The organism is Bacteroides sp. RCH18 (assembly GCF_058231005.1).
The window spans coordinates 1,451,090-1,477,679 of record NZ_JBIPTC010000001.1 but is presented as its reverse complement, the minus strand read 5'-3'; the positions used below and the strand labels follow the sequence as shown (position 1 = coordinate 1,477,679).

Sequence of the window (26,590 nt, the reverse complement as noted above, 5' to 3'; positions counted from 1 at the left end):
TACCTATATTATATATGTAATAGATTAGAAAGAATACTGAACCAGCATATTCAACCGATTGGCATGGCGGGTAGAAGAGCTGAAATCAGTGCGCCATCCTCTCAGATATTCAACACCTACTTGCATATTGCTAGTCACATTCCAGAAAGCATTTGCTACGAAATACTGTCCTTTTCGGTATGCTTCCGGATTATCACTCGGATAGTTGTTTTCAGAGTAAAGTCTGGATAAGCTGTATGTACCGGATACAAAGATATTCGGGCAAATATTATATTGCAACCCCGCATACCAGCCCAGCATCGGAAGAACCTGCATCTTGCCTTCATTATCCGGATCGGGAACGATGTCCACATTCAGATTACTTAAATCATTCAGATAAGAACCGATTCCTTTTCCATAATTAAACTGTCCGAACACTTGCCACTTCTTGGTTACATTAAAAGTGGTAGATGCCTGCAGACCAAATCCGGTAGTCGAAAAAGCCTTGTCGTGCACATTACTTGAATAAGTCATGCTGCGTACGATTGCACCCAACTTAATATGACTGTTACTATTCCAGTTATACTGTGCAGAAGCTGCAAAATCCGGCATTCGTTGCGTGTTGATAGATACATCGCTATTCGTTGTACCGTCTACCGAAGGCATTTCCATGGCAACACCGAATTTCCAGTTTTTCAGTTTATCGCACATATAACTCAGTTGAGTGGTACGATAGAAAGCGGAACCGTTAGGACCGGCAAAGTCAATTGTTGCGGGCAGAGCCGAAAGGTCCATGAATGAACCGTAGCTGTATCCGATGGTAAATCCTAAGAACTGCGCATACGCATTTTGAAGTTCAAACGTCTTCCCATCTCCACGGAAGTTTCCGGCGGTATACACCACGAAGTCGCCCAGATGCTTGGTTCGTCCTACCAATTTCAGGAATAGGGTAGAAGTGGTGATGTCCATCTGGAATTGATTCTTGGCAAAATTTCCCTTTCCGGGCTGTCCGATCAATGCCGGATAGAAATCCACATCGTCAACGATGCCGTTGAAATCATACTCTGCCGTAGCACGTACGTAGCCACCGATACCAAGGGCGAATTTTCCTTTCTGGTCCGTCAGAAGGAAGCGGGGAGCATTCGGGTCGTGAAAACGCATCTGAGAGCGGTCGTTCATGATTCGGATGATTTCATCTCCGGCTTTGTCCCTGGAGACGAACATAATGGAATTTGGTTCCTCATCCTCAATGACTACTTTCTTTTGCGCATGAGCACAGACGGGGAAAATTCCGATCCCCAGTAGCATAGCTACCATTTTAAAGCTTGTTTTCATTATCAGTTAAGTTTTAGGTGAATGCCCAATGAACAACTAAAAAAAGAAATGGTTGAGAGGGGCTAAGGAAAAATTGCCAAACTTATCGGAAGAATTGCTATTTATAATCGTTCTAAAAAAGCGGATCTTTGTATCGTACTAATTAGATAAATAAAATACGAGAATGGAAAAAGTGGATTTTACTCAAGGAATATTGGCGATGGAGTCAGACCTGCATCGTTTCGCATATAAGTTGACTTCAGACCGTGATTCAGCCAACGACTTAGTTCAGGATTGTGTATTGCAGGCATTAGATAATCATGAGAAATTTACGCATGCCAAGAATCTGAAAGGATGGATGTTTACCATCATGCGTAATATCTTTGTCAACAACTACCGGCGCACGGTCCGCGAAATGAATTTGATTGATGATACCTATTCCATCAATCAGCAAAGTTTGATAGAAGATGAAGATGGCGACCGTTTCGAGTTTGCTTACGACATGAAGCAGTTGTATAGAGTGATCCATTCCATCCCCGAAGATATGAAAGTTCCTTTCCAGATGTTTGTAGCTGGATTTAAATACAGGGAAATTGCCGAAAAATTAGGATTGCCGATGGGGACGGTAAAGAGCCGACTTTTCTTTATCCGCAAGCGTCTGAAAGAAGAATTGAAAGACTTCTCCTGATGCAACTTTCTAATTGAGTGATGTGTTTTAAGGTCAAAGTGAAGCCTTTCTGTCAAAATACGACGAATGACGGGAAGGCTTATTTAATTTGAAATATTCTTCCGAAATGTTTGGTTTATAAAATAAACCTATTTATATTTGCATCGAGTAAGAGAGATGCGCAGCTCCTTACTTTTTTTAATCCATATATGGTTTATATAATAAACTAATTAAATCACGTCAACTAATTGATAGGAAGGAAGAAAAAGATGAAACGCTTGTTATTCATTGCTTTAGGGATTATTTGTTACCACGTTGTTACTTTTGCACAGGAAGTAAAAGTAGAAGTACAGGGTATTCGTAGTGCAAAAGGCGCTATTATGGTCATGGCACAACAGGATTCGGAATCGAAGCCGGTATATGCGATGGCTACTGCTGTTAAAGATACAGTGACTGTTGTTCTAAAAGATGTTCCATGGGAAAAGTTTTTAATCTCTCTTTTCCATGATGAGAACGGAAACTGGGAATTGGACATGAATGAACAGGGAATACCGGTAGAAGGGTATGCCCGGGAAAAATGCAAGAAAGAGGCGGATGCTTCGGCTACCGTTAAAATGAAGATGTATTATCCGGTAAATGACTAACAGTATGCGATACCTGATATTTCTGATATTGACCGGCTTTACCGGAGTTACCGCTTGGGGGCAGGCTTCGACGGCTGCCCGGCCGATGGCTGTGAATGATACTTTGGCAGAAGATTCCACTTATGCGTTGCAGGAAGTGGTGGTACGGACAAGTCCTGTGAAACGGAAAGCAGACCGTTTTATCCTGTCCGTCCCTCCTGCACAGAACAAAGACGGAGTCGAACTCCTTCAACAAGCGCCCGGAGTATGGTTGTCCGACGAGCGGGTTTCCATCAATGGTTCTTCCGGCACGAAGGTGTTTGTAGATAATAGGGAGATAAAACTTACCGGAGAGATGCTGATAAGCTATCTCCGTTCTTTGAAATCGGACGATATTGCCCGCGTTGAAGTGCTTCCAATGGCGGGAGCCGATAAGGATGCCGATGCTCAGGGAGGTGCTATACATATTATAATGAGACGTCATACGGACAAAGGATTTCAGGGAAATCTTTCTATGAATGCTTCTTTTGCCTCTTCCTTGCAATCTTATCAGCCTAGCGGTAGCTTGAATTATCATAGTGGGAAGTGGGATACCTATGGATTTGCTTCCGGCACTTTGGTTCCTCAGAATAAAGGAGATTTGTACGTTACCCGTGATTATGTAGCGGGAGATAAAGGTTTTTCCAGTCTGACCCGTATGAAGCAGCCTTCGCGTTACGGGACGATTCGGATGGGAACAGTTTATACGATGGACTCTTCCAATAGTCTGGGAGTAGAGCTGGAGTATGTTCGTCGCGGATACATCTGGCCGTCTCAGAGTTACTCTACTCTGTCGGTAGGACCGCTGGATATGGAAAGTCAGGGTGTGTATCGTCAGAAAGAGACTTACAATATGTATACAGCTACTGCCAACTATATACATAAACTGGATAAGGACGGTTCGGTGCTGAAGCTTGTCACCGACTATATCTCTAAAGATCTGCATGGCAGAAATCAGTATCAAATTTTTCAGGAGATAGGTGCTCTAAATAAAGATACCGTTTACCGTTCCCGCTCTAATGCCACTTATCAGATCGCAACTGCCGATCTGTCGTGGAAACAACAGTTGCATAAGAAATCGTTTTTCCAGGTAGGAATGAAATATACCTATACGGGAATGAAAGATGATGCCTGTTACGAAGGGCTGGAACCTGACGAAAGTTGGAAGCCCAATGTTGCTTATGGATATGAACTCGATTATCACGAGAATATCGGTGCTTTATACGGAACTTATTCTCTGGATATGAAAAGAGGATCTGTTCATATTGGACTTCGGGGAGAATATACGCAAACCTCCAATGAAACAGAACGTCGGACGAGAAAATACTGGGATTGGTTTCCACATATCGACGGAAATTTCTATTTTGATGAAATTCACAAGTGGATGCTTATCGGTCAGTATGGACGCTATATAGAACGTCCGACTTTTTCGGCTCTCAACCCGAACCGGATTCAGACTTCCGAATACAGTTATCTGATAGGCAACCCGATGTTGCGTCCTACTTATATTAATAAATTCAGTATTACGCTGGTCTATAACTTCCGGTATACATTGACTGTTGGCGGCAATTTGCACCATGATCTGATCCGTCAGTTTGGTAAAGAAGATGCGGAGAATTCGGATATATCATATGTCATCAATGAGAATCACAATCGTGAGAACCATTGGTTCGTAGCTATCACTGCTCCCTGGCAGCCGCTCAATTGGCTGAATCTGAATGCCAGCTTTATCGGAGTGAGGCAAGATATCCGCATGTATCGGGAGGACGATTACTTTGGGCACTTCCTTTATTTTGCCAATGCTAATGCTACGGTCCTTTTACCGTCAGACTATTCGTTGGAAGCACAATATAATGGAGTTAGCCGGTTGTATTCCGGTAATAGCGGGATCGATCCTCGTCATACATTCAACCTGCACCTGCGCAAAAAATGGAAAGACGGGCGTTGTGTAGCTACTTTGGGGGTAGACAATATCTTCAACCGATATAATTCTTATTTCAGCAATGTACCGAGTTATTCATCGCAGAATCGTTTTGAACTGGCTTCGAGCGGAAGACTGATGAAACTCACATTTACCTGGAATTTCAATCATGGAAAGAAATCGGGTGCGGTGACTGTAGAAAAGAAATCGGCAAGTGAAAGAAGCCGTATCGAAGGAAAATAGACAAGGATTTTTGGTTTATTACGTAAACAATATTATTTTTGAAACAAAATTGATAGAATATGGAAGACAAGAGAATTTCAGAGAAAGAGAGTTTGGAACTGATTGCCCGCATGATTCGGGAGACGCAGGACCATACAGCCCGTTATGCAGCCTACCCATTATTGATATGGGGATATACTACTGTGGCTATATCACTTTTGGTATGGTACTTTTATTTGCAGACGGGAGTGTGGCAGATCAATTTTCTCTGGTTTGCTTTGCCTGTCATTGCCGGACCGCTGACTATCTTTTTTAATAGGAAAGACAAGAATAAGGGAGCAAAAAATTACATAGACCGGGTGACTGGTCAGATATGGGCTGTGTTTGGAGTAGTAGGTTTTTGTCTGTCTTGCATGGCATTTGTTGTCCGTATTGATATTCTGTTTGTAATTTCCTTATTGATGGGGATGGGGGCTACTCTTACGGGGTTGGTATGTAAGTACAAGCCGCTTAGTATAGCGGGGATGATTGGTATCGCCCTTTCTTTTTCCATGCTTTTTATTCATGGAAGCGGAGTATATCTGGTGTTTGCCGCCATCTTTATAGTGATGATGATTGTCCCCGGACATATTATGAATAAACAGATGAAGAAGCAATGTTTAAAGAACTGAATCCTATCTTGCATTCACAGCTTCGCTTGGCTATAATGTCGATTCTGCTGACGGTGGAGGAGGCTGAGTTCGTCTACTTGAAAGAGAAGACCCAGTCGACAGCGGGAAACCTCAGTGTGCAGTTGGATAAGCTGAGTGAAGCCGGATATATCGAGGTGGAAAAAAGCTTTGTAGGCAAAAGGCCGCGTACTGCCTGCCGGATCACTGCCGGAGGCAGGAAAGCGATGGAGGAATATGTGGAGACGCTGAAGGAGTATCTTTCGGGGTTGTAGTTCGTACTTAAAAGAAAGAGGTTTGAAACCTTTATTGGGCGCAAAGTAAGAGAATGTAATCTAAACTTGAACTATGCCGGTAAAGTCAATGTATAAGTACATTTCTTTATCGGCATAGTTTTTAATTGCATTTTACGGGATGAATTAATCCATCATTTCTTTTATTCTGTCTTTGGCTTGTTGAGCCTTCTCCTGTGCGGTATGGCTCATTTCTGTGGCTTTTTCCTTCACAGTGTTGGTTGCTTCCGTAGCTTTTTCTTTGGCGACATTGGCGGCATGTTGCACTTTCTTTTTCAAGCTGTCCCCAGAGTGGGCACTTGCTTCCGCTCCTCTTTCTTTAGCTTCTTCGGCTCTTTCTTGAGCAAGTTTGGCATCCATCTTTGCCTGTTCTGCTGCTACATTTACGTCTTTTTTTGATTGATAATCCATGATCTTAAGTTTTTAAATTGAACATACCTCTAGAACAATCCGGCAATTTGAAAATACTTTTGGGTGGGAGGAATTTTAAGTCTTTTTATTTATCCAGGTATTTATATAAATAAGAGACGTCTTCATCCATATCATCCAGAATGTTCAGTTCTTGTAGTCGTTTCATTATTCTGTTCTGTGTTGTAGAGCCCAAATCACGAATTTTTGTCAGTCTGTTCCATCCATATTTGTAAGTTAGTTCTAATAAATCCCGGAGGGTTTGTATTCCTTCTTCGCATAGAACTCGTGATGCTCTTACTTCAAATCCTAAATTTTCTATAGGGGTATTGAGCAGGGCGATCGCCTCTTTTTCCTCTTTCGTCATTTGGTTTTCTGTGTTCATTGTATAGAGGCAGTCTTTTCCGTAATACATTTCGTAAAGTCGCAGTGCTGCTTTGAGGTGTATCATTTCGTCTTTATAGGTTTTGAGGAATCCGGTTCGATTTTTGATTTCACGTATAAGTCTTTGATATTCGTCTTGCATATTATAGGTGTTTTGGCAAGACTGCTTGCAATATTCTTTGAAACTTCCTTCCAATGAGATAAAAAGAAACATCCGTCTTCTGTTATCGTTCTGTATCATTCCGGCAAGTTCTTTTATTATCTGACGCATTACCGGAGTAAGTTCTTTCATAGACTGTAGTAAGAAGATTTCCTCTTCACTTTCCTTTATTAATCTTTCTTTGCGTTTTTCGAGTTCCTTCTCTGTAAGACTAAGCTGTGTGTGTCGTTCAATGCATCTCAGCAGACTGTCTTCATCGAGCATCAGATAGTGGTCGATTTCCGAGCAAGTAATTTCCTGTTTTTTACACCACGTGTTAATACGTCTAGAAGATACCTGATACTTTTTTGCGGCTTCTTCAATTCCAATCCATTGTTTTGTTGTCATACCTCATTAGTTTTTAAGTGTATGTGTCGCAACCGGATTAAAAAAAGAGGTGCGAGTCATACATATATTTCCATGTTGAGGCAGTCGCGAGCCCATAGAAGATAAATATAGTACGCCCGCACCAATGCTTATATGTTTTAAATTGAATATAAGTTCGGTGCGGACATCTAATAATATCTTCTAGTTTGAAAACGCGACTTCTCAACACGAATTAATTAAATGTCCTAAAACATGAGGGTTGGCTGTCAATGGTCCAATCCTCGTTGCAAATATAATTCTTTTTCTGGAAACGGGGATGTCAGAAATGTCTTTTTTCTTAGGCAGTAGTTCAAAATAGGTGTTATTTAATGGGAACTTGACGATTAAGTTATCTATGATATCTCAATTAAGTCCAAAGTATTCGGCAGACTATCCTCATCGAGCATCAGATAGTGATCAATTTCCAAGCTAGTAATTTTCTGTTTATACATCACGTGTTAATACATCTAGAGATATCTGATTATTTTTTGCGGCTTCTTCAATTACCCCCCCCCCAATATCCCAACCGGATTAAATGAAAGAGGTGCGAGTAATATATGTATTTCTAGCTCGTGGTAGTCGCAATACCAACAGGTGAAAATACAGTATACCCGCACCAATGCTTATATGTTTTGATTTGGATATAAGTTCGGTGTGGACGATACATGTATTTCGAAACAGAGGTAGTGGTATAACCTATAGCTGAAAATACAGTATGCCCGCACCAGAACTTAAGTATCGAATGAGGATATAAACTTGGTAAAGACACCTATATTAACTAGCTATTTAGAAAATACCACTTTTCTGTTCCGATAATTAAGATGTCCTAAAACACGAAGATTGGCAGTCAATGGTCCAATCTTCATTGCAAATATAATTCTTTTTCTGGAAACAGAGATTGAAGAGATTTCTTTTTCCTTAGCCAGTAGTTCAAAATAGGTATTATTTAGTGGGAACTTGACGATAGGGTTGACTATGATGTCTCAACTAAGTACAAAGTATTATCAGGTGTATTATGGCTAGTTGCAAGTTTTTTATTATCTTTGCACCCCGAAACAAGTAAAAAGATGTATGATGCCGTGAATAGCGGTCGTGTATTCTAGAACACCACGTAAAAAACAGGAGTTATGAAAGAAAAAGTATCAGTACCTTTTATGTTGCTGGGCATTCTCTTCAATGTATGCCTCATTGCAGCCAATCTTCTTGAAACGAAAGTAATTCAGGTCGGCAGCCTGACTGTCACAGCCGGATTATTGGTTTTTCCCATTTCTTATATCATTAATGATTGTATCGCCGAAGTCTGGGGATTCAAGAAAGCACGTCTTATTATCTGGAGTGGTTTTGCCATGAACTTCTTTGTGGTAGGGCTTGGCTTGATAGCTGTTGCGATACCGGCTGCTCCGTTCTGGGAAGGCGAAGAGCATTTCGATTTTGTATTCGGTATGGCTCCCCGCATCGTAGCAGCCAGTTTGATGGCTTTCCTTGTCGGTTCATTCCTTAATGCGTATGTGATGAGTAAGATGAAGATCGCCAGTCAGGGGCGGAACTTCTCTGCCCGGGCTATTCTCTCAACGATTGTCGGTGAGACTGCCGATTCGTTGATTTTCTTCCCGATAGCTTTCGGAGGCATCATTGCCTGGAAAGAACTGCTTATCATGATGGGACTTCAGATCGTACTGAAATCTATGTACGAGGTTATCATCCTTCCGGTGACTATCCGCGTAGTGAAAGTGATTAAGAAGGTAGACGGCAGTGACGTATACGATACCAACATTTCTTATAACGTACTGAAAGTCAAAGATATTTAATGAAACGACTTCTTCCGGCCTGCTTCGAGGGCTGAGAATATAAAGAGAATTTTATGATGAACAGAGAGACTGCATTGGTTGTGTTCAGTGGCGGACAGGATTCCACCACTTGCCTCTTTTGGGCGAAACGCAGCTTTAAGAAAGTATACGCTTTGAGTTTCCTTTATGGTCAGAAGCACCAGAAGGAAGTAGAACTCGCCAGAGAAATAGCCCGAAAGGCAGAAGTGGAATTTGATGTGATGGACGTGTCTTTCATAGGAACATTGGGACATAATTCGTTGACTGACACCACGATGGTAATGGATCAGGAAAAGCCCGCAGACAGCGTACCCAATACCTTTGTTCCGGGGCGTAATCTGTTTTTCCTGAGTATTGCCGCAGTATATGCCCGCGAACGTGGCATCAATCATTTGGTGACGGGAGTTTCTCAGACTGACTTTAGCGGTTATCCCGATTGCCGGGACGCGTTTATTAAGTCTCTGAATGTGACATTAAACCTGGCAATGGATGAACAATTCGTGATTCATACCCCTCTGATGTGGATTGATAAAGCAGAAACTTGGGCTTTGGCAGATCAATTGGGAGTACTGGATTTGATCCGTAACGAGACTTTGACATGCTATAATGGTATTCAGGGGGATGGCTGCGGGCATTGTCCCGCCTGTACGTTACGTCGTGAGGGGCTGGAAAAGTATTTAAAAAAGAAGAATCAATAATATCTCTACACAGAGACTAAAAACGTGTTTTTTATTGTCACTTGTCACTTTTGAAGATTAACTCCTTGATTACAAATGAATAAAGGGTGATAATAGATGGTGATAATAGGGTGATAATAACCGATGAATGCTTTTTTATTGTCACCTTTATCTTTGCTGATAGATGCTTGCTATTCTATCATTGGCATTCGTTTCATTTCGGGATGTGCAAGGGTAAAGAGTCATTGCCGGTTGTTTCAAGAAGTTTCAACCGCTTGAAACTTTGGTTCCATACGCTTGAAACTCTAGTTTCCATTGCTTGAAACCATAGTTTCATACGCTCGAAACTTTTAGTTTCAAGGCTTTGAAACTAGAGTTCCATCATAGTGAAACACTTCATTCCTTTATAGGAAACGACTAAAAGCAACGGTCGTTTTGATAATAGGAGTACCGGATGATAATAGGAATACCGGACGGTGAAAGATGAAAGATCGGTGATAGATTGCAATCATCAATCTTTCACCACTGAACCATCGATGGATAAGCCGTTTCAGTGAATATGGTGACAGGTGAAAGATGTTTTGCGTTTTTTTCTATATGAAGAGAGTTTAAAACAACATTAAACAATGGCTGAATTAAAAGACCAACTTTCCTTATTAGGAAGAAAAACGGAGTATAAACAAGACTATGCTCCTGAAGTATTGGAGGCTTTCGATAATAAGCATCCGGAAAATGATTACTGGGTACGTTTCAACTGTCCCGAATTTACAAGCCTGTGCCCCATAACCGGACAACCTGACTTTGCAGAAATACGTATCAGTTACATCCCCGACATTAAGATGGTGGAAAGCAAGAGTTTGAAACTTTATCTGTTCAGCTTCCGTAATCATGGTGCATTTCATGAAGACTGTGTGAATATCATCATGAAAGATCTGATAAAACTGATGAATCCCAAATATATTGAGGTTACGGGTATCTTTACTCCACGTGGCGGTATTTCGATTTATCCGTATGCCAATTATGGCCGTCCGGGAACGAAGTTCGAACAGATGGCGGACCATAGGCTGATGAATCGGGAATAACCAGATTAAAAAATAATAATACGGGCAGAATATGACTCATAATATACCTATTGAATTGCAGAGATACGTACAGGAAAGGATTATCCCGCAATATGCCGGTTTTGATAAAGCACATCAGATTGACCATGTGGAAAAAGTGATCGAAGAAAGTCTGAAGCTGGCTCTTCATTATGAAGTCGATTCTGCAATGGTTTATACGATTGCCGCTTATCACGACTTGGGTTTGTGCGAAGGACGTGAATTTCATCATATCGTTTCGGGGAGAATACTGTTGGCAGATGAAATTTTGCACCGTTGGTTTACCGATGAACAAATGCTGCAGATGAAAGAATCGATAGAAGATCATCGTGCCTCCAATAAACAGGCTCCGCGAAGTATCTATGGGAAAATAGTGGCTGAGGCAGACCGGATTATTGATCCGGAAATAACACTGCGCCGTACCGTACAGTATGGTTTGTCTCATTATCCGGAGATGGATAAAGAGCATCAGTATGAACGCTTCCGGAAACATCTTGCCGATAAATATGCAGAAGGAGGGTATCTGAAGTTGTGGATACCCCAATCTGATAATGCCGGACGGTTGGCGGAGTTGCGTCAATTGATGGAGAATGAGGAAGAACTGCGAACGGTATTTGATAAATTATATTTAGCGGAAAACTCAGCAGGATAAGGAGAGTTTGCTGTTGAATGGAGGCATGTTATTCATGATGATACGGTCCTCCATTCAATATCGTCATCGCCCGATAAATCTGTTCCACGAAGATCAGCCGTATCATCTGATGTGAAAACGTCATCTTCGACATTGAAATCTTTTCATTAGCTACCTGATACACCTTCTCCGAAAATCCGTAAGGACCACCGATGACAAATACCAACCGCTTATTCACCGTATTCATCTTCCGCTTCATGTAATCGGCAAATTCGAGTGATCGCATTTCCTTCCCGTGCTCATCGAGCAGTACGATCACATCCCCCGGTTGAAGTGCTTTCAATATCAGTTCCCCTTCTTTCTCCTTCTGCTGATCCATCGAAAGGCTCTTGGTATTCTTCAGTTCGGGGATCACTTCCATATCAAAAGTGATGAAGCGTTTGGTACGCTGAATATAGTCATTAATAGCTGTAATATAGTGTTGTTCTACGGTTCGTCCAACGACGAGCAAAGTTGTTTTCATGCGTCTGATATTCTGATTCGAGCACAAAAATAGGCATTTTTTATGTTATTCTGCAATTAATGCTTACCTTTGCCTATCATTAGTTGAAAGTTTAAGCCTTTAAACTTCAACCCAAAAGCTTGGATTTATGAAGAAACGAGTGCTTTTAGGAATGGCCTCTTTGCTTCTTTCTGTCTCATTGCTGATGGCGCAGGAGATACCGGCAGGAGTGATTACGGCATTTAAGCGGGGAAGCTCGCAGGAACTGAGTAAGTATATGGGAGACAAGGTAAACCTCGTTCTCCAAGGCAGCTCGGCAAACGTTGACAAGAAGAAAGCGACAGCAATGATGCAAGAGTTTTTCACGGAAAACAAGGTCAACGCATTTGACGTGAATCATCAGGGAAAACGGGATGAATCCAGTTTTGTCATAGGTACGCTGACGACTACAAAAGGGAAATTCCGTGTGAACTGCTTCCTGAAAAAAGTGCAGACTCAATATTTAATACACCAAATAAGAATTGACAAGATCAATGAATAAGGAAAAAGAACTGATCGACAAACTGATCGATCTTGCTTTTGCAGAAGATATAGGTGATGGTGACCATACCACCCTTTCGTGTATTCCCGCTACTGCAATGGGAAAATCAAAACTACTGATCAAAGAAGCCGGTGTACTGGCCGGAATCGAAGTTGCCAAAGAAATCTTCAACCGTTTCGACCCGTCCATGAAAGTGGAAGTGTTTATCAATGACGGCACTGAAGTGAAACCGGGCGACGTAGCTATGATCGTAGAAGGAAAAGTACAATCCTTGCTCCAGACCGAACGCCTGATGCTGAACGTGATGCAGCGTATGAGCGGTATCGCAACCATGACCCGCAAGTATGCAAAGGTACTGGAAGGCACTCACACCCGCGTGCTGGATACCCGTAAGACAACTCCGGGTATGCGTATCCTCGAAAAGATGGCAGTCAAAATCGGTGGCGGTGTAAACCATCGTATCGGTCTGTTCGACATGATTCTGCTCAAAGACAATCATGTGGATTTTGCCGGAGGTATCGACAAAGCGATCAACCGTGCCAAGGATTACTGCAAGGAAAAGGGCAAGGACCTGAAGATTGAAATCGAAGTACGCAACTTCGACGAATTGCAGCAAGTGCTTGACTTGGGTGGCGTAGACCGCATCATGTTCGACAACTTTACGCCCGAAATGACAAAGAAGGCAGTCGACATGGTAGCCGGCAAATACGAAACAGAATCTTCCGGCGGTATCACTTTCGATACCCTTCGCGACTATGCCGAATGTGGCGTAGACTTTATCTCTGTTGGAGCTTTGACTCATTCGGTGAAAGGACTTGACATGAGCTTCAAAGCATGCTGAATCTATAAATGATGAACTGATAATAAATAAGCGGTGAACAGTGCTGTTGCTATCGTGCTGCAGCTGTTCACCGTTTATTATTTACGAATCATCATTTCTTTAACTTCTTTTAGCAAAACTCTTTGCAGCATTCCTCAAATACTTGCGTCTAAAGGATAAAAACGGCGCAGACATACGTTCGATTTAAAAAAGACAATTGGCATTGGAAAACGAGATAGAACTGATAAAGGGCTGTCGGGCAGGACAGGATTCAGCCCGAAAGGAACTTTACACCCTCTATGCCAAACAAATGTTGGCGGTATGCTACCGCTATACGGGCGATATGGATGCGGCGCACGATGTACTGCATGACGGTTTCATCAAGATTTTTACCAACTTCTCGTTCCGGGGTGAATCCTCGCTTTGTACGTGGATCACACGGGTGATGGTGACACAGTCACTCGACTATCTGAGACGGGAGAAACGAGTCAATCAGTTGGTAGTGCATGAAGAGCAGCTTCCCGACATACCGGATCTTTCGTCGTCGGGAGGAGGAACAGGGATCTCCGAAGAACAATTAATGGCGTTTGTCGCCGAATTGCCGGATGGTTGCCGAACCGTTTTCAACCTTTATGTGTTTGAAGAGAAATCGCACAAGGAGATAGCCGGGATGCTTCACATTAAAGAGCATTCGTCTACTTCGCAGTTACACAGAGCCAAGTATTTGTTAGCAAAAAGAATAAAAGAATATAGAAATCATGAAGAAAGAAAATGATGAAATAACCGATCTGTTTCGCACTCGTCTCGCTGATGCCGGGATGACTGTTCGGGATGGCTTTTGGGAAGAGCTTTCGCAGGACATCCCTGTGGCTTGCCAGCATCGCCGTCGGTTGATATTCTTCCGTGTGGCAGCGGCAGCATCTGTGTTGCTGGTATTGGCTGCATCCTCAGCTACTTTCTGGTATCTTTCTCCGAAAGAAGAGATGGAGGAGGCGTTTACCAAAATCGTGGTGGCGAACAGCGGAAGAATGGATGGAGATGGTGTACGTGCCAATCAGTTGCCGACGGCAATGGAACCTGTATTGCCGAAACCGGCACCTAAATCATTCGGATTATTATCGCAGTATCCTGAGGAGGGAGACTCGGTTTCCATTTCCTTCTCCATGTCTTTCTCTTTCTCGGCAACTACCACCACGGGAAATGGCAACCGATACGGCAACCAAGGTCACAACGGGTATTGGCAGGCGAATAATGGTAATACAGAACCATCCGCCGTACAAGAAGAAAAATACACTGCCGATACACCTGCTCCGGTGGAAAATATGAAAAAACATCGCTGGGCTCTGAAAGCACAGATGGGGACGGCACTTCCGGCAGAGGACGGTGCCTATAAGATGCCGATCTCCGCTGGAGTCACTGTAGAGCGAAAACTGAATGACTATCTGGGAATAGAGACCGGACTGGTTTATTCCAATTTGCGTTCGGAAGGACAGCATCTGCATTATCTGGGCATCCCGCTGAAAGCGAACATTACCTTGATGGATACAAAGAAAATCGACCTCTACGCTACGGTAGGCGGAGTGGCGGACAAATGTATAGCCGGTGCGCCGGACAACAGTTTTAAAGAAGAACCTATCCAACTGGCAGTTACTGCCGGTATCGGAATCACTTATAAGATTAATGACCGATTGGCGGTTTTTGCCGAGCCGGGTGTTTCCCATCATTTCAAGACGGATTCGAAACTGGCTACGGTACGCACAAAACGGCCGACTAATTTTAATTTACTTTGCGGACTTCGCATGACGTATTAATCCTTATGAAAATGAAAAAAACACTTATGATGCTGTGGATGGCTGTTAGCCTGATGGTATCCCTGGTGGGATGCAGCAGCGAAGAAATGAACTATGAAAATCCCGATGTAACCGTTTTTGTGAAACAGCTGAAAGCGGGCACCTATAATATGAAGAATGAAAAAGGGGTCGTGGAAGTTCCTCATTTTACTGAAGAGGACATTCCCGAACTATTGAAATATGCGGAAGATCTGACTATTATTCCTTCTTTCCCGTCAGTCTACAATACGAATAACGGTAAAATCCGTTTGGGTGAGTGTATGCTTTGGGTGATAGAGTCGATCCGTCAGGGGACAGCCCCATCCTTAGGTTGCAGGATGGTACTGGCGAATGCCGAAAATTACGAAGCCATTTATTTCCTGACCGACGACGAAGTGCTTGACGCAGCAGCCTGCTATCGTCGATGGTGGGAAGGCCGGAAATATCCGAAGACGACCTGGACGATTGATCCGTGCTACGACGAGCCGCTTTGTGGCTCAGGATACCGATGGTGGTAAAAAAAGAAAAATCCTTCGGGGCATAAAAACTAAAAAACATGAGGCAACGTTTATTTGTATCAGCAGTCTTTGTACTGCTGACAGGGGCGTGTTATGCCCAATGGACGAAGGAAGATTCTCTGCGATTGAAGAAATCACTGAAGGAGGGCGAAGAGCTGAAGCTGAATAAGGAAGCCGTCAGACAGATTGATTTGAATGCAGGAGCAGCCAATCCGCGTGTGTATGAGGAGAAACGATGGATGCGTTTTGATGAGTCGCTTCCGCGTGTGATTTCTCCTTCTGCTGTGGTCGAATCGGATACTTTGTACGATAAACGGAGGATAACAGGTGGGAAACTTCCTCTTCAAATGCTTGAAGTGTACAAGCCTGTTTATGCTCACTTGCCATTGGATACATTGAAAATTGCGATGGAGTTTAAGCTCCCTCCCCCCGAAGGAATATCTTTAGGGAATGGAGTAAGAGTGAACGGAGGTACGTTTAGCGGTTTGGATTTACTGCAGGTCTTTACGAGAGAGTTCTGGCAGTTCAGGAAGAAACGAATGCGCACACGTACGATGGGGGTACTTGAGGAATATAGAAAACAGAGGTAGAAAGATGAGTGAATTGGTAAAACGTTTGATAACAGCTATGACACTGTGCCTGACAGCTTTGCTGGTACATGCGCAGGAATGGACGAAGGAGGATTCCTTGCGTCTTAGAAAGTTGCTGGACAGTGATCAGGAGCTGAATTTGAATCAGGATGCAGTCAGGCAGATTGATTTCGGCAGCGCTGTCGGCACTCCCCGCATGTCGGTGGAAAAGAAGTGGATGCTGCCCGATGAGTCGCTTCCCGAAGCATTGCCTAAACCGAAAGTGGTATTGAGTCTGATGCCTTATAAGGCAAATACTCCTTATAATTGGGACCCCGTTTTTCAGAAGAAAATAAGAATGGATAAGAATACCTGGCATGGAGATCCGCATTACGAAATGCGTCATCAAAGGTCGTACAGCAATTGGGCACGTAATCCGATGGCGGGAGGAGTCCGCAAATCATTGGAGGAGATACGGGCGAGCGGGGTACGTTTCCGTCAGTTGAGCGAGCGGGCGAATGGAATGATGGTTAATTCGGTAGTGATGGATAGCCCGATTCCTTTGTTTGGAGGCAGCGGCGTGTACATTAATGGAGGAACTATCGGAGGACTTGATCTGATGGCGGTTTTCACCAAAAACTTCTGGAATAAAAAAGGAAAAGAACGTCGGGAGCGTACGTTGGAAGTGTTGAGAACCTATGGCGATTCGACGACTGTACTGATCAATCGCCCCATTGAACAGATTGCCCGCTGAAACTGTTTTATTAAATATGAACATGTCTCATGTTCCATGTTATCAGATTAGCACATTGAAAACGATTAATTTATGAACAGAATTACTTCTCTTTTCGGTATTCAGTATCCTATTATTCAAGGTGGCATGGTGTGGTGTAGCGGTTGGCGTCTCGCTTCCGCAGTAAGTAATGCGGGAGGATTGGGACTGCTTGGCGCAGGCTCTATGCATCCGGAGACTCTTCGTGAACATATCCGGAAATGTCGTGCGGCTACAGACCGTCCCTTTGGAGTCAATATTCCCTTGATGTATCCTCAGATTGAAGAAATCATGGCGATTGTTGCCGAAGAGGGCGTCAAGATCGTTTTCACTTCTGCCGGAAATCCTAAAGCATGGACCGGATGGCTGCATGAACGTGGTATTATCGTAGCTCATGTCGTTTCCTCTTCCCGTTTCGCGATGAAATGTGAAGAGGCGGGAGTAGATGCGGTAGTCGCTGAAGGTTTCGAAGCCGGCGGACATAACGGGCGTGAAGAAACTACCACTTTCTGCTTGATTCCTGCGGTACGCAATGCGACCACTTTGCCTTTGATCGCTGCAGGAGGTATCGGTACGGGAGAAGGTATCTTTGCTGCCATGGTGCTGGGAGCAGAAGGGGTACAAATCGGTACTCGCTTTGCGTTGACGGATGAAAGTTCAGCCAGCCCGGTCTTTAAAGAATATTGTCTGGGTTTGGGAGAAGGAGATACTAAATTATTATTGAAGAAACTGGCTCCGACACGTTTGGTACGGAATAATTTCCGGGATGCTGTGGAGAGGGCTGAGGATGGCGGTGCTTCTGCCGAAGAATTGCGGACTCTTCTTGGGAGAGGTCGTGCGAAGAAAGGTATCTTTGAAGGGGATCTGGAAGAAGGCGAACTGGAGATAGGGCAGGTGTCGGCTATTGTTTCCCGTCAGCAGTCAGTAGCGGAAGTCATGAATGAATTGGTGGAGGTTATGCAGCGGGCAGCGGAGAAGAAATATTGGTAAAAAAACAAGTTCCGAAGTAGCGGGTTTGGAAAACCTGACTACTTCAGAACTTTACTACTTCAGAAAGTTGGCTGCTTAATCAATTTATAGGTTTATATTTTCATATTTTAGATCGAATACATCCGCTACTGCTTTATATACCACTTTTCCTTCCACTACATTCAAGCCGAGTGCTAGTGCCGGGTCATCTTTACAAGCTTTTTTCCATTCTTTATTTGCTAAAGCAATGACATAAGGGAGAGTAGCATTGGTCAAAGCCAGCGTAGAAGTATAAGGTACAGCTCCCGGGATATTGGCTACGGCATAATGAACGATACCGTCTATCACATAGGTCGGCGCACTGTGGGTCGTTGGGTGTGACGTTTCGAAACATCCTCCCTGATCTATCGCTACATCCACAAGTACCGTACCGGGCTGCATCATTGCAAGCATATTTCGGGTAATCAGATGAGGCGCTTTATCCCCCGGAATCAGCACGGAACCGATGACCAGATCAACATCCGGCAATTCCTTTTTTATCCTTAATTCGGATGCGTACAGCGTCTTGACATTTTTCGGTAATGTCTCGCTGAGATAGCGCAGGCGTGACAGATTAATATCTGCAACTGTAACATCCGCACCCATTCCCGCAGCCATCTGCGCTGCATTACTTCCGACAATACCGCCTCCGAGAATCAATACTTTGGCAGGCTTCACACCGGGGACTCCTCCCAGAAGGATACCTTTTCCTCCTTGCGGCTTTTCCAAAAAGCGTGCTCCTTCCTGAATGGACATGCGTCCGGCTACCTCACTCATAGGGATAAGCAGGGGTAATGAATGGTCTTCCTTTTCTACCGTTTCGTATGCCAGACAGATCGACTTATTGTCAATCATGGCAAGAGTCAGTTCCTTATCGGAAGCAAAATGGAAGTAAGTGAACAATAACTGTCCTTTTCTGATCAGATGGTATTCGGGCGCGATAGGCTCTTTAACCTTTACAATCATATCTGCTGTGGCATAGACATCTTCTATTGTCGGAAGCACCTGTGCACCGACGGACAGATATGCTTCATCCGGAAAACCACTATTGATACCTGCCGTATGCTGGATATATACTTGGTGACCTTGCTTCACAACTTCGGCAACTCCGGAAGGTGTCATGCCTACCCGGTTCTCGTTGTTCTTGATTTCTTTGGGTACTCCGATGATCATATTGTTATATATTAAAGGTTTAACATGGACCAATGTACGAAAAATCCCCTTACGTTGTTATTCGCAAGGGGATGTTTAAGAGCAGAATGCTTATATATAATTCGGTCAATTTAATAAACCCGGATTTGCAGCAATAGCACTTTGTGGAATGCGTAGTGTATAACGTGAATCATCTTGTTCTAATAGATAAGCTTGTCCGTTCAACACTTTTTCAATTCGTGGACGGGTGGTACGACGTAGATCGAACCAACGATGACCTTCGAAAGCAAGTTCAAGAGCCCGTTCTTCCAGAATTTCTTTAATTAAATCTGCTTGATTCATAGCGTCCACAGCTTTTTTCTTTTCTGCATAACCTTCCGGAGTGTATCGCTTTTCCATCAATTGTAGCAGGCGGGTACGAGCTTCGGGCAATTTATTCATTTGTGCAGCTGCTTCGGCAGCGTTCAAATAAATTTCTCCTGTACGGAAAGTACAGTTATGCTCTGCTTTTCCGCTTTTTTTCGAGATGTACTTATCTCCACTTAAACTATAGTATTTGTTCCGGCGGAGATCCTTATTAGCATCATATTTTTCCATGAACGCAGGTATCAATATGGATGCTGAAGTAACGTCATCATTGAAAAACTCATATGCAGTAATCATTTCTGCTGATGTATAATTATTGGGAAGTTTGGCTTCCGGATCATTGAGATCTTCTAATGTGGATTTTTGAACTAATATGCGTTCTGCCGCATCATAGGCTTCTTTCCAGTTTCCCATGTACAGGCGTACACGTGATTCCATTGCATCCACAGATAGGGTGGAGAAGCGGTAAGCATATACGGCTTCCCATTCTTTTTGATGCATTAAGCCGCGGGCCGATTCTATGTCGGATAGAATAGCAGTATAGACCTCTTTTACGGTGTTTCGTGGTAGTACCACTTCTAGATCAAGGTCCCATTTTATGGGAATGGATTTGGTCTCTGGTGCTCCCTCTTTAGTATAAGGTTGTCCATATAGGTTAGCAAGAATAAAGTGCATGTAACCTCTTAATAAATAAGCTTCTCCAACGAGTTGATCAATGTCTTCCTGACTGCCTTCTTTTATATTATCTTTATTTGCTATTATAGCATTTGCATAATAAATCACACTATAATATACTGCCCAGCCAAATTCCCGGGTTCCATCTTTGGGACTCATATCATTCCACTTTTCAATCTCTGAGTAGAAATTTTGAGAATTACTGTTATCTGTTACCATAGCTATGTCTGTGCGAAATTCAGTGACGGATTTGTCGATGAGTTTTAGTCCGTAAGCGGTAGTCAGTAAAGCACGATATTCTGTTAGTGTAGTAGGGATTACTTGTCCTACAGGTTGAATATCCAGGTAGCTGTCACATGAAGATAGCAGGATGCTTCCTATGACAACCATTATGAAATATATTTTTTTGATCATATATATTTTTCTTGTTTAAAAGTTAAGACTTAGATTGAAAGTAACTGATTTAGGAACCGGCGTTGAATAAAGATTGCTCATTGACTCCGGATCCATGTAGTTTTTGTAACTGGAACCAAAAACAAAGAGATTTCGTGCTTCCAAACCTACAGTTGCTCCACCGATGTTTAGTTTATGCAGCCACTCGGAAGGAAAATGATAGGCCAGGCGTATGTTCTGTAAACGTATGTAACTTAACTTTTTGACCCATATATCCAGCGATTTGTAGAGATCTCTCCGAGTGCTGAATAAATAATAGTCAGCCGGATTAGTATTTAGGCTAGTTAATGCAGGAAACTTTCCGTTTTTATTTTCTGGCGTCCATCTATCCAATATATCTCTATTCATATTGCGTCCCGGATCGGGATCTGCTATGTAATAAGTAGGATCTGTTTTTACATGTGCACCTAAGTTATAGGAGAAATTTAAGTTCAGTTCCCAGTTACGGTAATTAAATGTATTCATGAATCCTCCGGTGTAGGGAGCATCGGACGTTCCGGCATAACTATAAAAACCTCTCTCTGTTTCTTTATCTACGCCAATGCTGTATTCTCCGTCTAAATTTCCTTTGTCTGCCATTTGGAATAGCTCCTCAATAGTGACAGCTTCTCCATCTTTATTTTCAATGTATATCTGTCCTGTCTCTGATTTTATCCCTTTGGTTTTTAGGGTGAAAATAGCGCCAACCGGATACCCTTCCAGACTTGGAGTTACTTGATCCTTTTCAGTCATCACTTTCAAAACCTTATTTTGGTTGTATGCAAAGTTAAATGAAGTATACCATGAGAAATCTTTAGTTGCAATGTTACGTGTTTGCAAGTTTATTTCGATACCTTGATTCTTCATACTTGCCCAGTTGACAGCCATACTGGTAAATCCATTTTCCAATGGTAGCATTTTGTTACCAATGAGATCGGTGCCTTTTCTGTAATAATAGTCTACACTTAGGTTGATAGCCTGATTAAATACAGAGAAATCTATTCCGGTATTATAAGAGGCTGTTTTTTCCCAGCGTAATTTACTGTTCGGAGCACTATTGATAGTGATGCTCTCTTCATTTGAACCGGGCAAGATACTTATATTTCCATAAGTACCAACGATAAAGGGTGAAGTGTTTTTGTCAATGTTCCCTTGTAAACCATAAGACAAACGGAGAGCAAGGTTATCAATCCATTTGAACTGATTAATTAACGGTTCGTTTGAGATACGCCACAGTCCACTGACTGAGTAAATAGGTAAATAACGATATTTTTTATCTACACCGAAGAGATCGGAGCCATCCATGCGGACGCTACCTCCCAGAGTGTAGCGATCCATCAGTGTGTAAGAACCATTGGCGTAGAAAGACGCAAAAGCATTTTCCTTAAAACTTTTAGTCTTTAGTTTCCATTCATTGGCTTGTTTGGAATCTCTGAATTCCAGGTTTTTGAACGTTAATGTTTTGGGGTCATATCCATATCCGGTAGATGCTTGATTCTCGTACCAATTTTTACGGATTTCTGATCCCGCCATTATTTGTATGTTGTGGATGTCATTGAATGTGTTCTTGTATTCGCCCTGAACTTTCCATGTAATTTGGGAAGTCGTAGAATTGGTCGATTTGAGCATCCCGCCTTCCGGTATGAGATATATACGGTCGTTTCCTTTGTAATATGCAGAGTTTTCACGTTGGTTACGCAGATTGAAACTGTTAGTACCGGCATATTCTTCCCGGGATAGTTGATCCCATTGTACACCGACTTGTGAAGTAACTTTCCATTGGTCGTTAAAGCGAAGTTCTATATCGAAAATACTATTAATAGCGGTAGTAATTGATTTATTACTGGTATTTTCACGTTCTTCCAGAATATTATATCCTTGTAAAAGATCGGGCATGCTACCTGTTACGACATCATAATCATACAAGTAATTGTTATTATTGTCGAATGGTTCGAAATAAGGATTGGCAATACGGGAATAATAGACAGGATTAGTAAGCCCATAGGTATCTGTCAGAAAGGTGGTGTTTTTACGTCTATTTGCAAAAATAGAAACACCTACTTTCAGTAATTTATTGATCTGATAAGAGGTTTTGCTCGTCAGATTAAAACGACTTAAGCTTACTCCCGGAATATTCCCGTTTTCGAGAGTGTAGCCAAGGGAGTTATAATAAGTCACCTTTTCGCTACCTCCGGAAATGCTGATATTATATTCTTGAGTAATGGCATCTCTGAATAGTATATCATTCCAATCAGTATTAATACTTTTTAAGCGGTTGATTGCGTTTTGAGCTTCAGAAGTAAGCCCTTCCCAGCCTTTCTCCCGATAAATATCCATTAGATTGTATTGTTTTAATATAGCGGCTACTCCTCCTTTTTCTGAATATACAGGTATCGGATAAAATCCCCATTTATTGAAAGGTGCTTCTTTCATCATTTGAAGTTCCAAGTTTACTTTTTCCTCAGAATTTAGGAGATTAAGGCGGGAGGTTTCCAAATTAGGAGTATAGGTTAATTTTGTATTAAAATTGACAACAGGCTTTCCTGTTCTACCTCTTTTTGTAGTAACTACAATTACACCATTAGCAGCGCGAGCACCATAAATGGCGGTTGCTGCTGCATCTTTCAGTATGGTAATGCTTTCGATATCGTTTGGACTTAATCCGGCGATAGATGATTGACCGATGTTGACAATATCATTGTCAGAAGATTTATTGTCCATTTTGGGAATATCTGTTCCTTCCAGAGGAATTCCATCCAATACCCACAATGGGTCTTGTGTTCCGTTCATTGATGCAGTACCACGAATACGAATTTTGGCAGGTGATCCTGGTGCACCGGAAGTGTTTGTCACGGATACACCGGCAATTTGTCCTGTCAGCGCCTGGTCAATACTTTTTGCAGCACCTACCATAGCATCCGAAACTTCAACTTTAGAGATCGCAGCTGTTAATTTTCTACGTTCTAGGGTTTGATATCCTGTTACAACTACATCTCCCAATGTATGTGCTGAAGTTTGAAGTACGATTCGGTAGCTTTTTTTGTCGCTCTGAAGAACTATAACTTGTTCTTCAAATCCGATGTAGCTACAATGAATACGGGTTACTTTATCCGGAACGGAAAGAGAGAATTTACCATCGATATCTGTAATAGTACCTAGCGATGTCTGGGATGCTCCTGCCTTTTTCAGTTCATCCGTATGAACGTAGACCGAAGCACCAATCAACGGTTCGTTATCTTCACCGGAGATTACTACCCCGGTGATAGTACGATTAGCCGCACTGGCCATTGCCAGTGCGTTAACAAGGAAGCATATAATAATGCAAAGATGTTTTTTATTCATTAATTGTAAATAAACGTAAGTGATTGAATAGAATTATTTAATACCTAAAGCTGTATTGATACGTAAAATCATATCTTCGTAATGATAACGTGTTGCTGTATCAGACGTTCCGAGGCGGCTCTGCAATAATTTCTTAATCCGCAGTAACTCTCCGCGTTTTACGGATATTGCATCCGAGATACGATTCAGTTGACTACCGTAGAAGTTGAGAACTCGGTGAGCTCCCATTTTATCTTCCTGTCGGAGCGAACGTTGTTCGGCCGCATAGCAGCTGCAGAAAGGAGTGGCATGATCGAGCAAGAAATGATCGTCTGCAATCTTTTTATTGATTTTCACAGCTTCGGGCTCTGCGGCAGCTGTGAGTAATGCATCCAGAAAGTTTTTTTGCAAAGAGCGTTCCATCACATTGGGAATACCTCCTCGTTCGGTAATGCCGAAAATATTCTTGTGGAGTCCGTCCATTAGTTCCACTACGGTAAACGCTTTTTTTCCATTGACTGATTCATTTTCAATCATACGCATCAGACGGGTGTTGCCAAGCAAGTCCCAAAGGATGTAGGCTTGTGCATTCTTCAGTATCTGCGTCGGGGCGTTTTCTTGTTGTCCAACCGGGGTGTTACGGAGCAAATAGGTATATTTTCCTACTTCCGTATCGAACAACCATTTAGGATAAGTCAGTACTTCATCTGTCAGAAACTTTAAGGAAGCCTGTTGCTTCTCTTTCTCAACGAATGTGTAGGTCTGGACACCATCTCCTATGACTGTATTTTCGATATAGATACCACCGATGTTGGCTAGTACGTGATACAGATAGTTGTTCCATTGATTGATAATCGCGTAATAGAGGCGTGAGGCTTCTTCGTAAGTCTGTCCTTTTTCTCCGGTAGTAGTCCATTGAAGGATTTGCGGAACGATGCGTTTCAGGTTGTCAATGCCAAGTAAGGAAGAACGGACAGGATCATCGCCTAAATCTTCATTCTGTGCACGTGGATCAACGGCATCACGTACATCCTGTGCTTCACTATATTTATAAAGACGGTCGGTATGCTTGCTCAGGAAATCAAATAAGATATCTTTTTCTTCTTCCGGACTATTCTTTCCGTACCAGCGATATCCATATTCGATGGCAAAGATATCGTAAGGACCGATATGCGGGGAAAGAACCTTCACGCCATCTCCCGGTTGGGCTATGTAGTTGAAGCGGGCATAGTCCATAATAGAAGAAGCGGTGGAATTTAATCGGGAAGTGAACGTTGCGGAACGTAAGGAATCAGTTGGGAACGCTGCCGATCCCATCATGTTGTGACGCAATCCCAAAGAGTGCCCTACCTCGTGGCAGGCAACAAAGCGGATAGCATCACCCAATAGTGAATCCGGCAACTGCACGCTGCGTGCTTCCGGGCAAACAGTTCCGGTCTGTACTGTAATCCATTCGCTTACCATAGAGAGCACATTGTGCCACCACATGATGTCTGCTTCCAGAATCTCTCCGGAACGGGGGTCTAACAAAGAAGGTCCCATCGCATTCTTCTTTTCCGAAGCTGCGTAGGTCAGTACGGAATAGTTCACGTCATCCATATCTATTTCCATACTATCGGTAACTTCAATGGCGATGATTGCATTCTTGAATCCGGCTTTTTCAAAAGCGATCTGCCAGTCTTCAATACCTCTTTTTATATATTTGCGCCATTGATAAGGTGTGGAATTGTCGATATAGAATACGATTGGTTTGGCGGGTTCTACCACCTTTCCTTTCAGGTAAGCCTCCCGGTCTTCCGGTTTGGGTTCCATACGCCAACGGGTGATAAACTGCTTTTTATCCGTTCTTTGCTGTGCATCGCTGAAACTCAATAGCGGATTGGTGAAATAACCTATTTTCTGATTATCAAAACGTCCCATCATCGGAGTTTCAGGTAGCAGAAGGATAGAAGAACTGACTTCTACCGTTACATATACGCTTGTTGTTCCTTCTGTCACTTTAGTAGTCAGCTCGGAAGTGGCAACTACATTGTTCGGAAAGGATTTCACGGATAAGATACGTGATAGATTTTTAATAGCCGATGTTCCCAGATTGATATTGGTAAATACATTATTAATGCTGGTTTCCGTACCGTCATAGATGTCGTTGATCTTGATCATCAATGCTGTAGAGTCCTGATTGACAGCCTCTATCTTGAATGCGGCAATAAGCGGTGATATAAAATTGTCCTTAACCGAACGGAAAATAGCATCCGTCTGAGGAGCCAGAGGTAACGGGCGTTGTTGGCGGAACATCAGTTTCCCGGTTGCTTTGTCCCATTCCATGCAAATCATTTGATTTTCATAATTTACACCCCGGTTTACTCCAGCATCGTTCAATTCAGCCGGTACTCGTTGTAACTTGTTGACAACAAGTAAATCGCGCCCTAGCAATGATGTGGGAACCTCAAAATAATAATCGTTCTTTTTTTGATAAACGGCAAACATCCCTTTTTTAACACTGCTGCCTTCCACTAATTTCTCGTAGTCGCTTTTTACTCTCTCTTCTTCTGAATTTTTTTTCTTTTTCTTTTTGAACCAACTCAGATTTTCTGTAGCAGGGGTAGTTGCAAGTGCTGAGTACGCTTCTCCACTCAGCAATATACATGCAATGACCGCTGCCATTACCTTTACATACATTCTCATTAAGTCCTTTTACTTTTAATTATTATTAAAAACAGCCGCAAAAGTAATAATATTAATAATATAATGATTACAGTTTAGTTGCG

General features: G+C 42.6%; 25 protein-coding genes. 17 read left to right on the top strand and 8 right to left on the bottom strand.

What is annotated here, in order from left to right; translation table 11 throughout:
- Window positions 1-24 precede the first annotated feature (24 nt).
- Entirely contained in the window at window positions 25-1,314 is a 1,290-nt protein-coding gene (locus ACHLI0_RS05925; protein ID WP_055221201.1) for a DcaP family trimeric outer membrane transporter, read from the bottom strand.
- A 163-nt stretch (window positions 1,315-1,477) separates the two neighbouring features.
- Here ACHLI0_RS05925 and ACHLI0_RS05920 point away from each other — a divergent pair, with 163 nt between their 5' ends.
- From ACHLI0_RS05920 to ACHLI0_RS05900, 5 genes are all read left to right on the top strand, one after another.
- Window positions 1,478-1,981, top strand: coding sequence for an RNA polymerase sigma factor (locus ACHLI0_RS05920; protein ID WP_490748655.1), 504 nt, complete (start codon window positions 1,478-1,480; stop codon window positions 1,979-1,981).
- Between the two features lie 248 nt (window positions 1,982-2,229).
- Complete coding sequence (locus ACHLI0_RS05915; RefSeq protein WP_413555518.1) at window positions 2,230-2,604, top strand: DUF2141 domain-containing protein; 375 nt, start codon at window positions 2,230-2,232, stop codon at window positions 2,602-2,604.
- A 4-nt stretch (window positions 2,605-2,608) separates the two neighbouring features.
- The gene (locus tag ACHLI0_RS05910) at window positions 2,609-4,786 is read left to right on the top strand and encodes an outer membrane beta-barrel protein (RefSeq protein WP_490748654.1); all 2,178 of its coding nucleotides are present in this window, start codon (window positions 2,609-2,611) and stop codon (window positions 4,784-4,786) included.
- 59 nt (window positions 4,787-4,845) lie between these two features.
- The gene (locus ACHLI0_RS05905; protein ID WP_117578853.1) at window positions 4,846-5,436 is read left to right on the top strand and encodes a hypothetical protein; all 591 of its coding nucleotides are present in this window, start codon (window positions 4,846-4,848) and stop codon (window positions 5,434-5,436) included.
- The gene (locus tag ACHLI0_RS05900; RefSeq protein WP_008762199.1) at window positions 5,421-5,708 is read left to right on the top strand and encodes a winged helix-turn-helix domain-containing protein; all 288 of its coding nucleotides are present in this window, start codon (window positions 5,421-5,423) and stop codon (window positions 5,706-5,708) included. Before ACHLI0_RS05905 ends, ACHLI0_RS05900 begins: the two co-directional genes overlap by 16 nt.
- A 144-nt stretch (window positions 5,709-5,852) precedes the next feature.
- Here ACHLI0_RS05900 and ACHLI0_RS05895 read toward each other — a convergent pair whose 3' ends face one another.
- A complete protein-coding gene (locus ACHLI0_RS05895; RefSeq protein WP_117977784.1) occupies window positions 5,853-6,137 on the bottom strand; it encodes a YtxH domain-containing protein in 285 nt (94 codons plus the stop codon).
- A gap of 85 nt (window positions 6,138-6,222) precedes the next feature.
- Window positions 6,223-7,065: a DNA-directed RNA polymerase subunit alpha C-terminal domain-containing protein gene (locus tag ACHLI0_RS05890; RefSeq protein WP_272201075.1), complete on the bottom strand. Its 843-nt coding sequence runs from the start codon at window positions 7,063-7,065 to the stop codon at window positions 6,223-6,225.
- Between the two features lie 1,145 nt (window positions 7,066-8,210).
- On the opposite strand from ACHLI0_RS05890, the gene ACHLI0_RS05885 reads away from it, so the two are divergent.
- From ACHLI0_RS05885 to ACHLI0_RS05870, 4 genes are all read left to right on the top strand, one after another.
- A complete protein-coding gene (locus tag ACHLI0_RS05885) occupies window positions 8,211-8,891 on the top strand; it encodes a queuosine precursor transporter (RefSeq protein WP_008762200.1) in 681 nt (226 codons plus the stop codon).
- Window positions 8,892-8,947: 56 nt separating this feature from the next.
- Window positions 8,948-9,607, top strand: a complete 660-nt coding sequence (gene queC, locus ACHLI0_RS05880; RefSeq protein ID WP_490749553.1) for a 7-cyano-7-deazaguanine synthase QueC — start codon at window positions 8,948-8,950, stop codon at window positions 9,605-9,607.
- A 605-nt stretch (window positions 9,608-10,212) separates the two neighbouring features.
- Window positions 10,213-10,668 carry a preQ(1) synthase gene (gene queF / locus ACHLI0_RS05875; RefSeq protein ID WP_490748653.1) on the top strand — a complete coding sequence of 152 codons (456 nt, stop codon included), beginning with the start codon at window positions 10,213-10,215 and terminating at the stop codon, window positions 10,666-10,668.
- A gap of 31 nt (window positions 10,669-10,699) precedes the next feature.
- Window positions 10,700-11,338 carry an HD domain-containing protein gene (locus ACHLI0_RS05870; protein WP_490748652.1) on the top strand — a complete coding sequence of 213 codons (639 nt, stop codon included), beginning with the start codon at window positions 10,700-10,702 and terminating at the stop codon, window positions 11,336-11,338.
- 28 nt (window positions 11,339-11,366) lie between these two features.
- Here the strand turns inward: ACHLI0_RS05870 and rlmH are convergent, their stop codons facing one another.
- Window positions 11,367-11,840, bottom strand: coding sequence for a 23S rRNA (pseudouridine(1915)-N(3))-methyltransferase RlmH (rlmH, locus tag ACHLI0_RS05865; RefSeq protein ID WP_011107863.1), 474 nt, complete (start codon window positions 11,838-11,840; stop codon window positions 11,367-11,369).
- A gap of 127 nt (window positions 11,841-11,967) precedes the next feature.
- Between rlmH and ACHLI0_RS05860 the strand changes: the two genes are divergently transcribed.
- The 8 genes from ACHLI0_RS05860 to ACHLI0_RS05825 all read left to right on the top strand — a co-directional run bounded on the left by ACHLI0_RS05860 (window position 11,968) and on the right by ACHLI0_RS05825 (window position 17,858).
- Window positions 11,968-12,360: a DUF4783 domain-containing protein gene (locus ACHLI0_RS05860; RefSeq protein ID WP_011107862.1), complete on the top strand. Its 393-nt coding sequence runs from the start codon at window positions 11,968-11,970 to the stop codon at window positions 12,358-12,360.
- The gene (gene nadC, locus ACHLI0_RS05855) at window positions 12,353-13,201 is read left to right on the top strand and encodes a carboxylating nicotinate-nucleotide diphosphorylase (protein WP_055221186.1); all 849 of its coding nucleotides are present in this window, start codon (window positions 12,353-12,355) and stop codon (window positions 13,199-13,201) included. Before ACHLI0_RS05860 ends, nadC begins: the two co-directional genes overlap by 8 nt.
- Window positions 13,202-13,403: 202 nt before the next feature.
- A complete protein-coding gene (locus tag ACHLI0_RS05850) occupies window positions 13,404-13,955 on the top strand; it encodes an RNA polymerase sigma factor (protein WP_151209625.1) in 552 nt (183 codons plus the stop codon).
- Complete coding sequence (locus ACHLI0_RS05845; protein ID WP_234119393.1) at window positions 13,939-14,991, top strand: porin family protein; 1,053 nt, start codon at window positions 13,939-13,941, stop codon at window positions 14,989-14,991. The genes ACHLI0_RS05850 and ACHLI0_RS05845 overlap by 17 nt, the downstream gene beginning before the upstream one ends.
- 11 nt (window positions 14,992-15,002) lie before the next feature.
- Complete coding sequence (locus ACHLI0_RS05840; RefSeq protein ID WP_270599794.1) at window positions 15,003-15,527, top strand: DUF4943 family protein; 525 nt, start codon at window positions 15,003-15,005, stop codon at window positions 15,525-15,527.
- Between the two features lie 38 nt (window positions 15,528-15,565).
- The gene (locus tag ACHLI0_RS05835; protein ID WP_008762210.1) at window positions 15,566-16,117 is read left to right on the top strand and encodes a DUF4858 domain-containing protein; all 552 of its coding nucleotides are present in this window, start codon (window positions 15,566-15,568) and stop codon (window positions 16,115-16,117) included.
- A 37-nt stretch (window positions 16,118-16,154) separates the two neighbouring features.
- A complete protein-coding gene (locus tag ACHLI0_RS05830; RefSeq protein WP_490749552.1) occupies window positions 16,155-16,850 on the top strand; it encodes a DUF4858 domain-containing protein in 696 nt (231 codons plus the stop codon).
- Between the two features lie 72 nt (window positions 16,851-16,922).
- Window positions 16,923-17,858, top strand: coding sequence for an NAD(P)H-dependent flavin oxidoreductase (locus ACHLI0_RS05825; protein ID WP_490748649.1), 936 nt, complete (start codon window positions 16,923-16,925; stop codon window positions 17,856-17,858).
- A gap of 84 nt (window positions 17,859-17,942) precedes the next feature.
- Here the strand turns inward: ACHLI0_RS05825 and ald are convergent, their stop codons facing one another.
- From ald to ACHLI0_RS05805, 4 genes are all read right to left on the bottom strand, one after another.
- Window positions 17,943-19,049 carry an alanine dehydrogenase gene (ald, locus tag ACHLI0_RS05820; protein ID WP_234135598.1) on the bottom strand — a complete coding sequence of 369 codons (1,107 nt, stop codon included), beginning with the start codon at window positions 19,047-19,049 and terminating at the stop codon, window positions 17,943-17,945.
- Between the two features lie 105 nt (window positions 19,050-19,154).
- Complete coding sequence (locus tag ACHLI0_RS05815) at window positions 19,155-20,483, bottom strand: RagB/SusD family nutrient uptake outer membrane protein (protein ID WP_011107856.1); 1,329 nt, start codon at window positions 20,481-20,483, stop codon at window positions 19,155-19,157.
- A 15-nt stretch (window positions 20,484-20,498) separates the two neighbouring features.
- Entirely contained in the window at window positions 20,499-23,843 is a 3,345-nt protein-coding gene (locus ACHLI0_RS05810) for a SusC/RagA family TonB-linked outer membrane protein (RefSeq protein WP_061473364.1), read from the bottom strand.
- Window positions 23,844-23,876: 33 nt separating this feature from the next.
- On the bottom strand, window positions 23,877-26,507 hold the full coding sequence (locus ACHLI0_RS05805; RefSeq protein WP_055221177.1) for a zinc-dependent metalloprotease: 2,631 nt from the start codon (window positions 26,505-26,507) through the stop codon (window positions 23,877-23,879).
- Window positions 26,508-26,590: the final 83 nt, after the last annotated feature.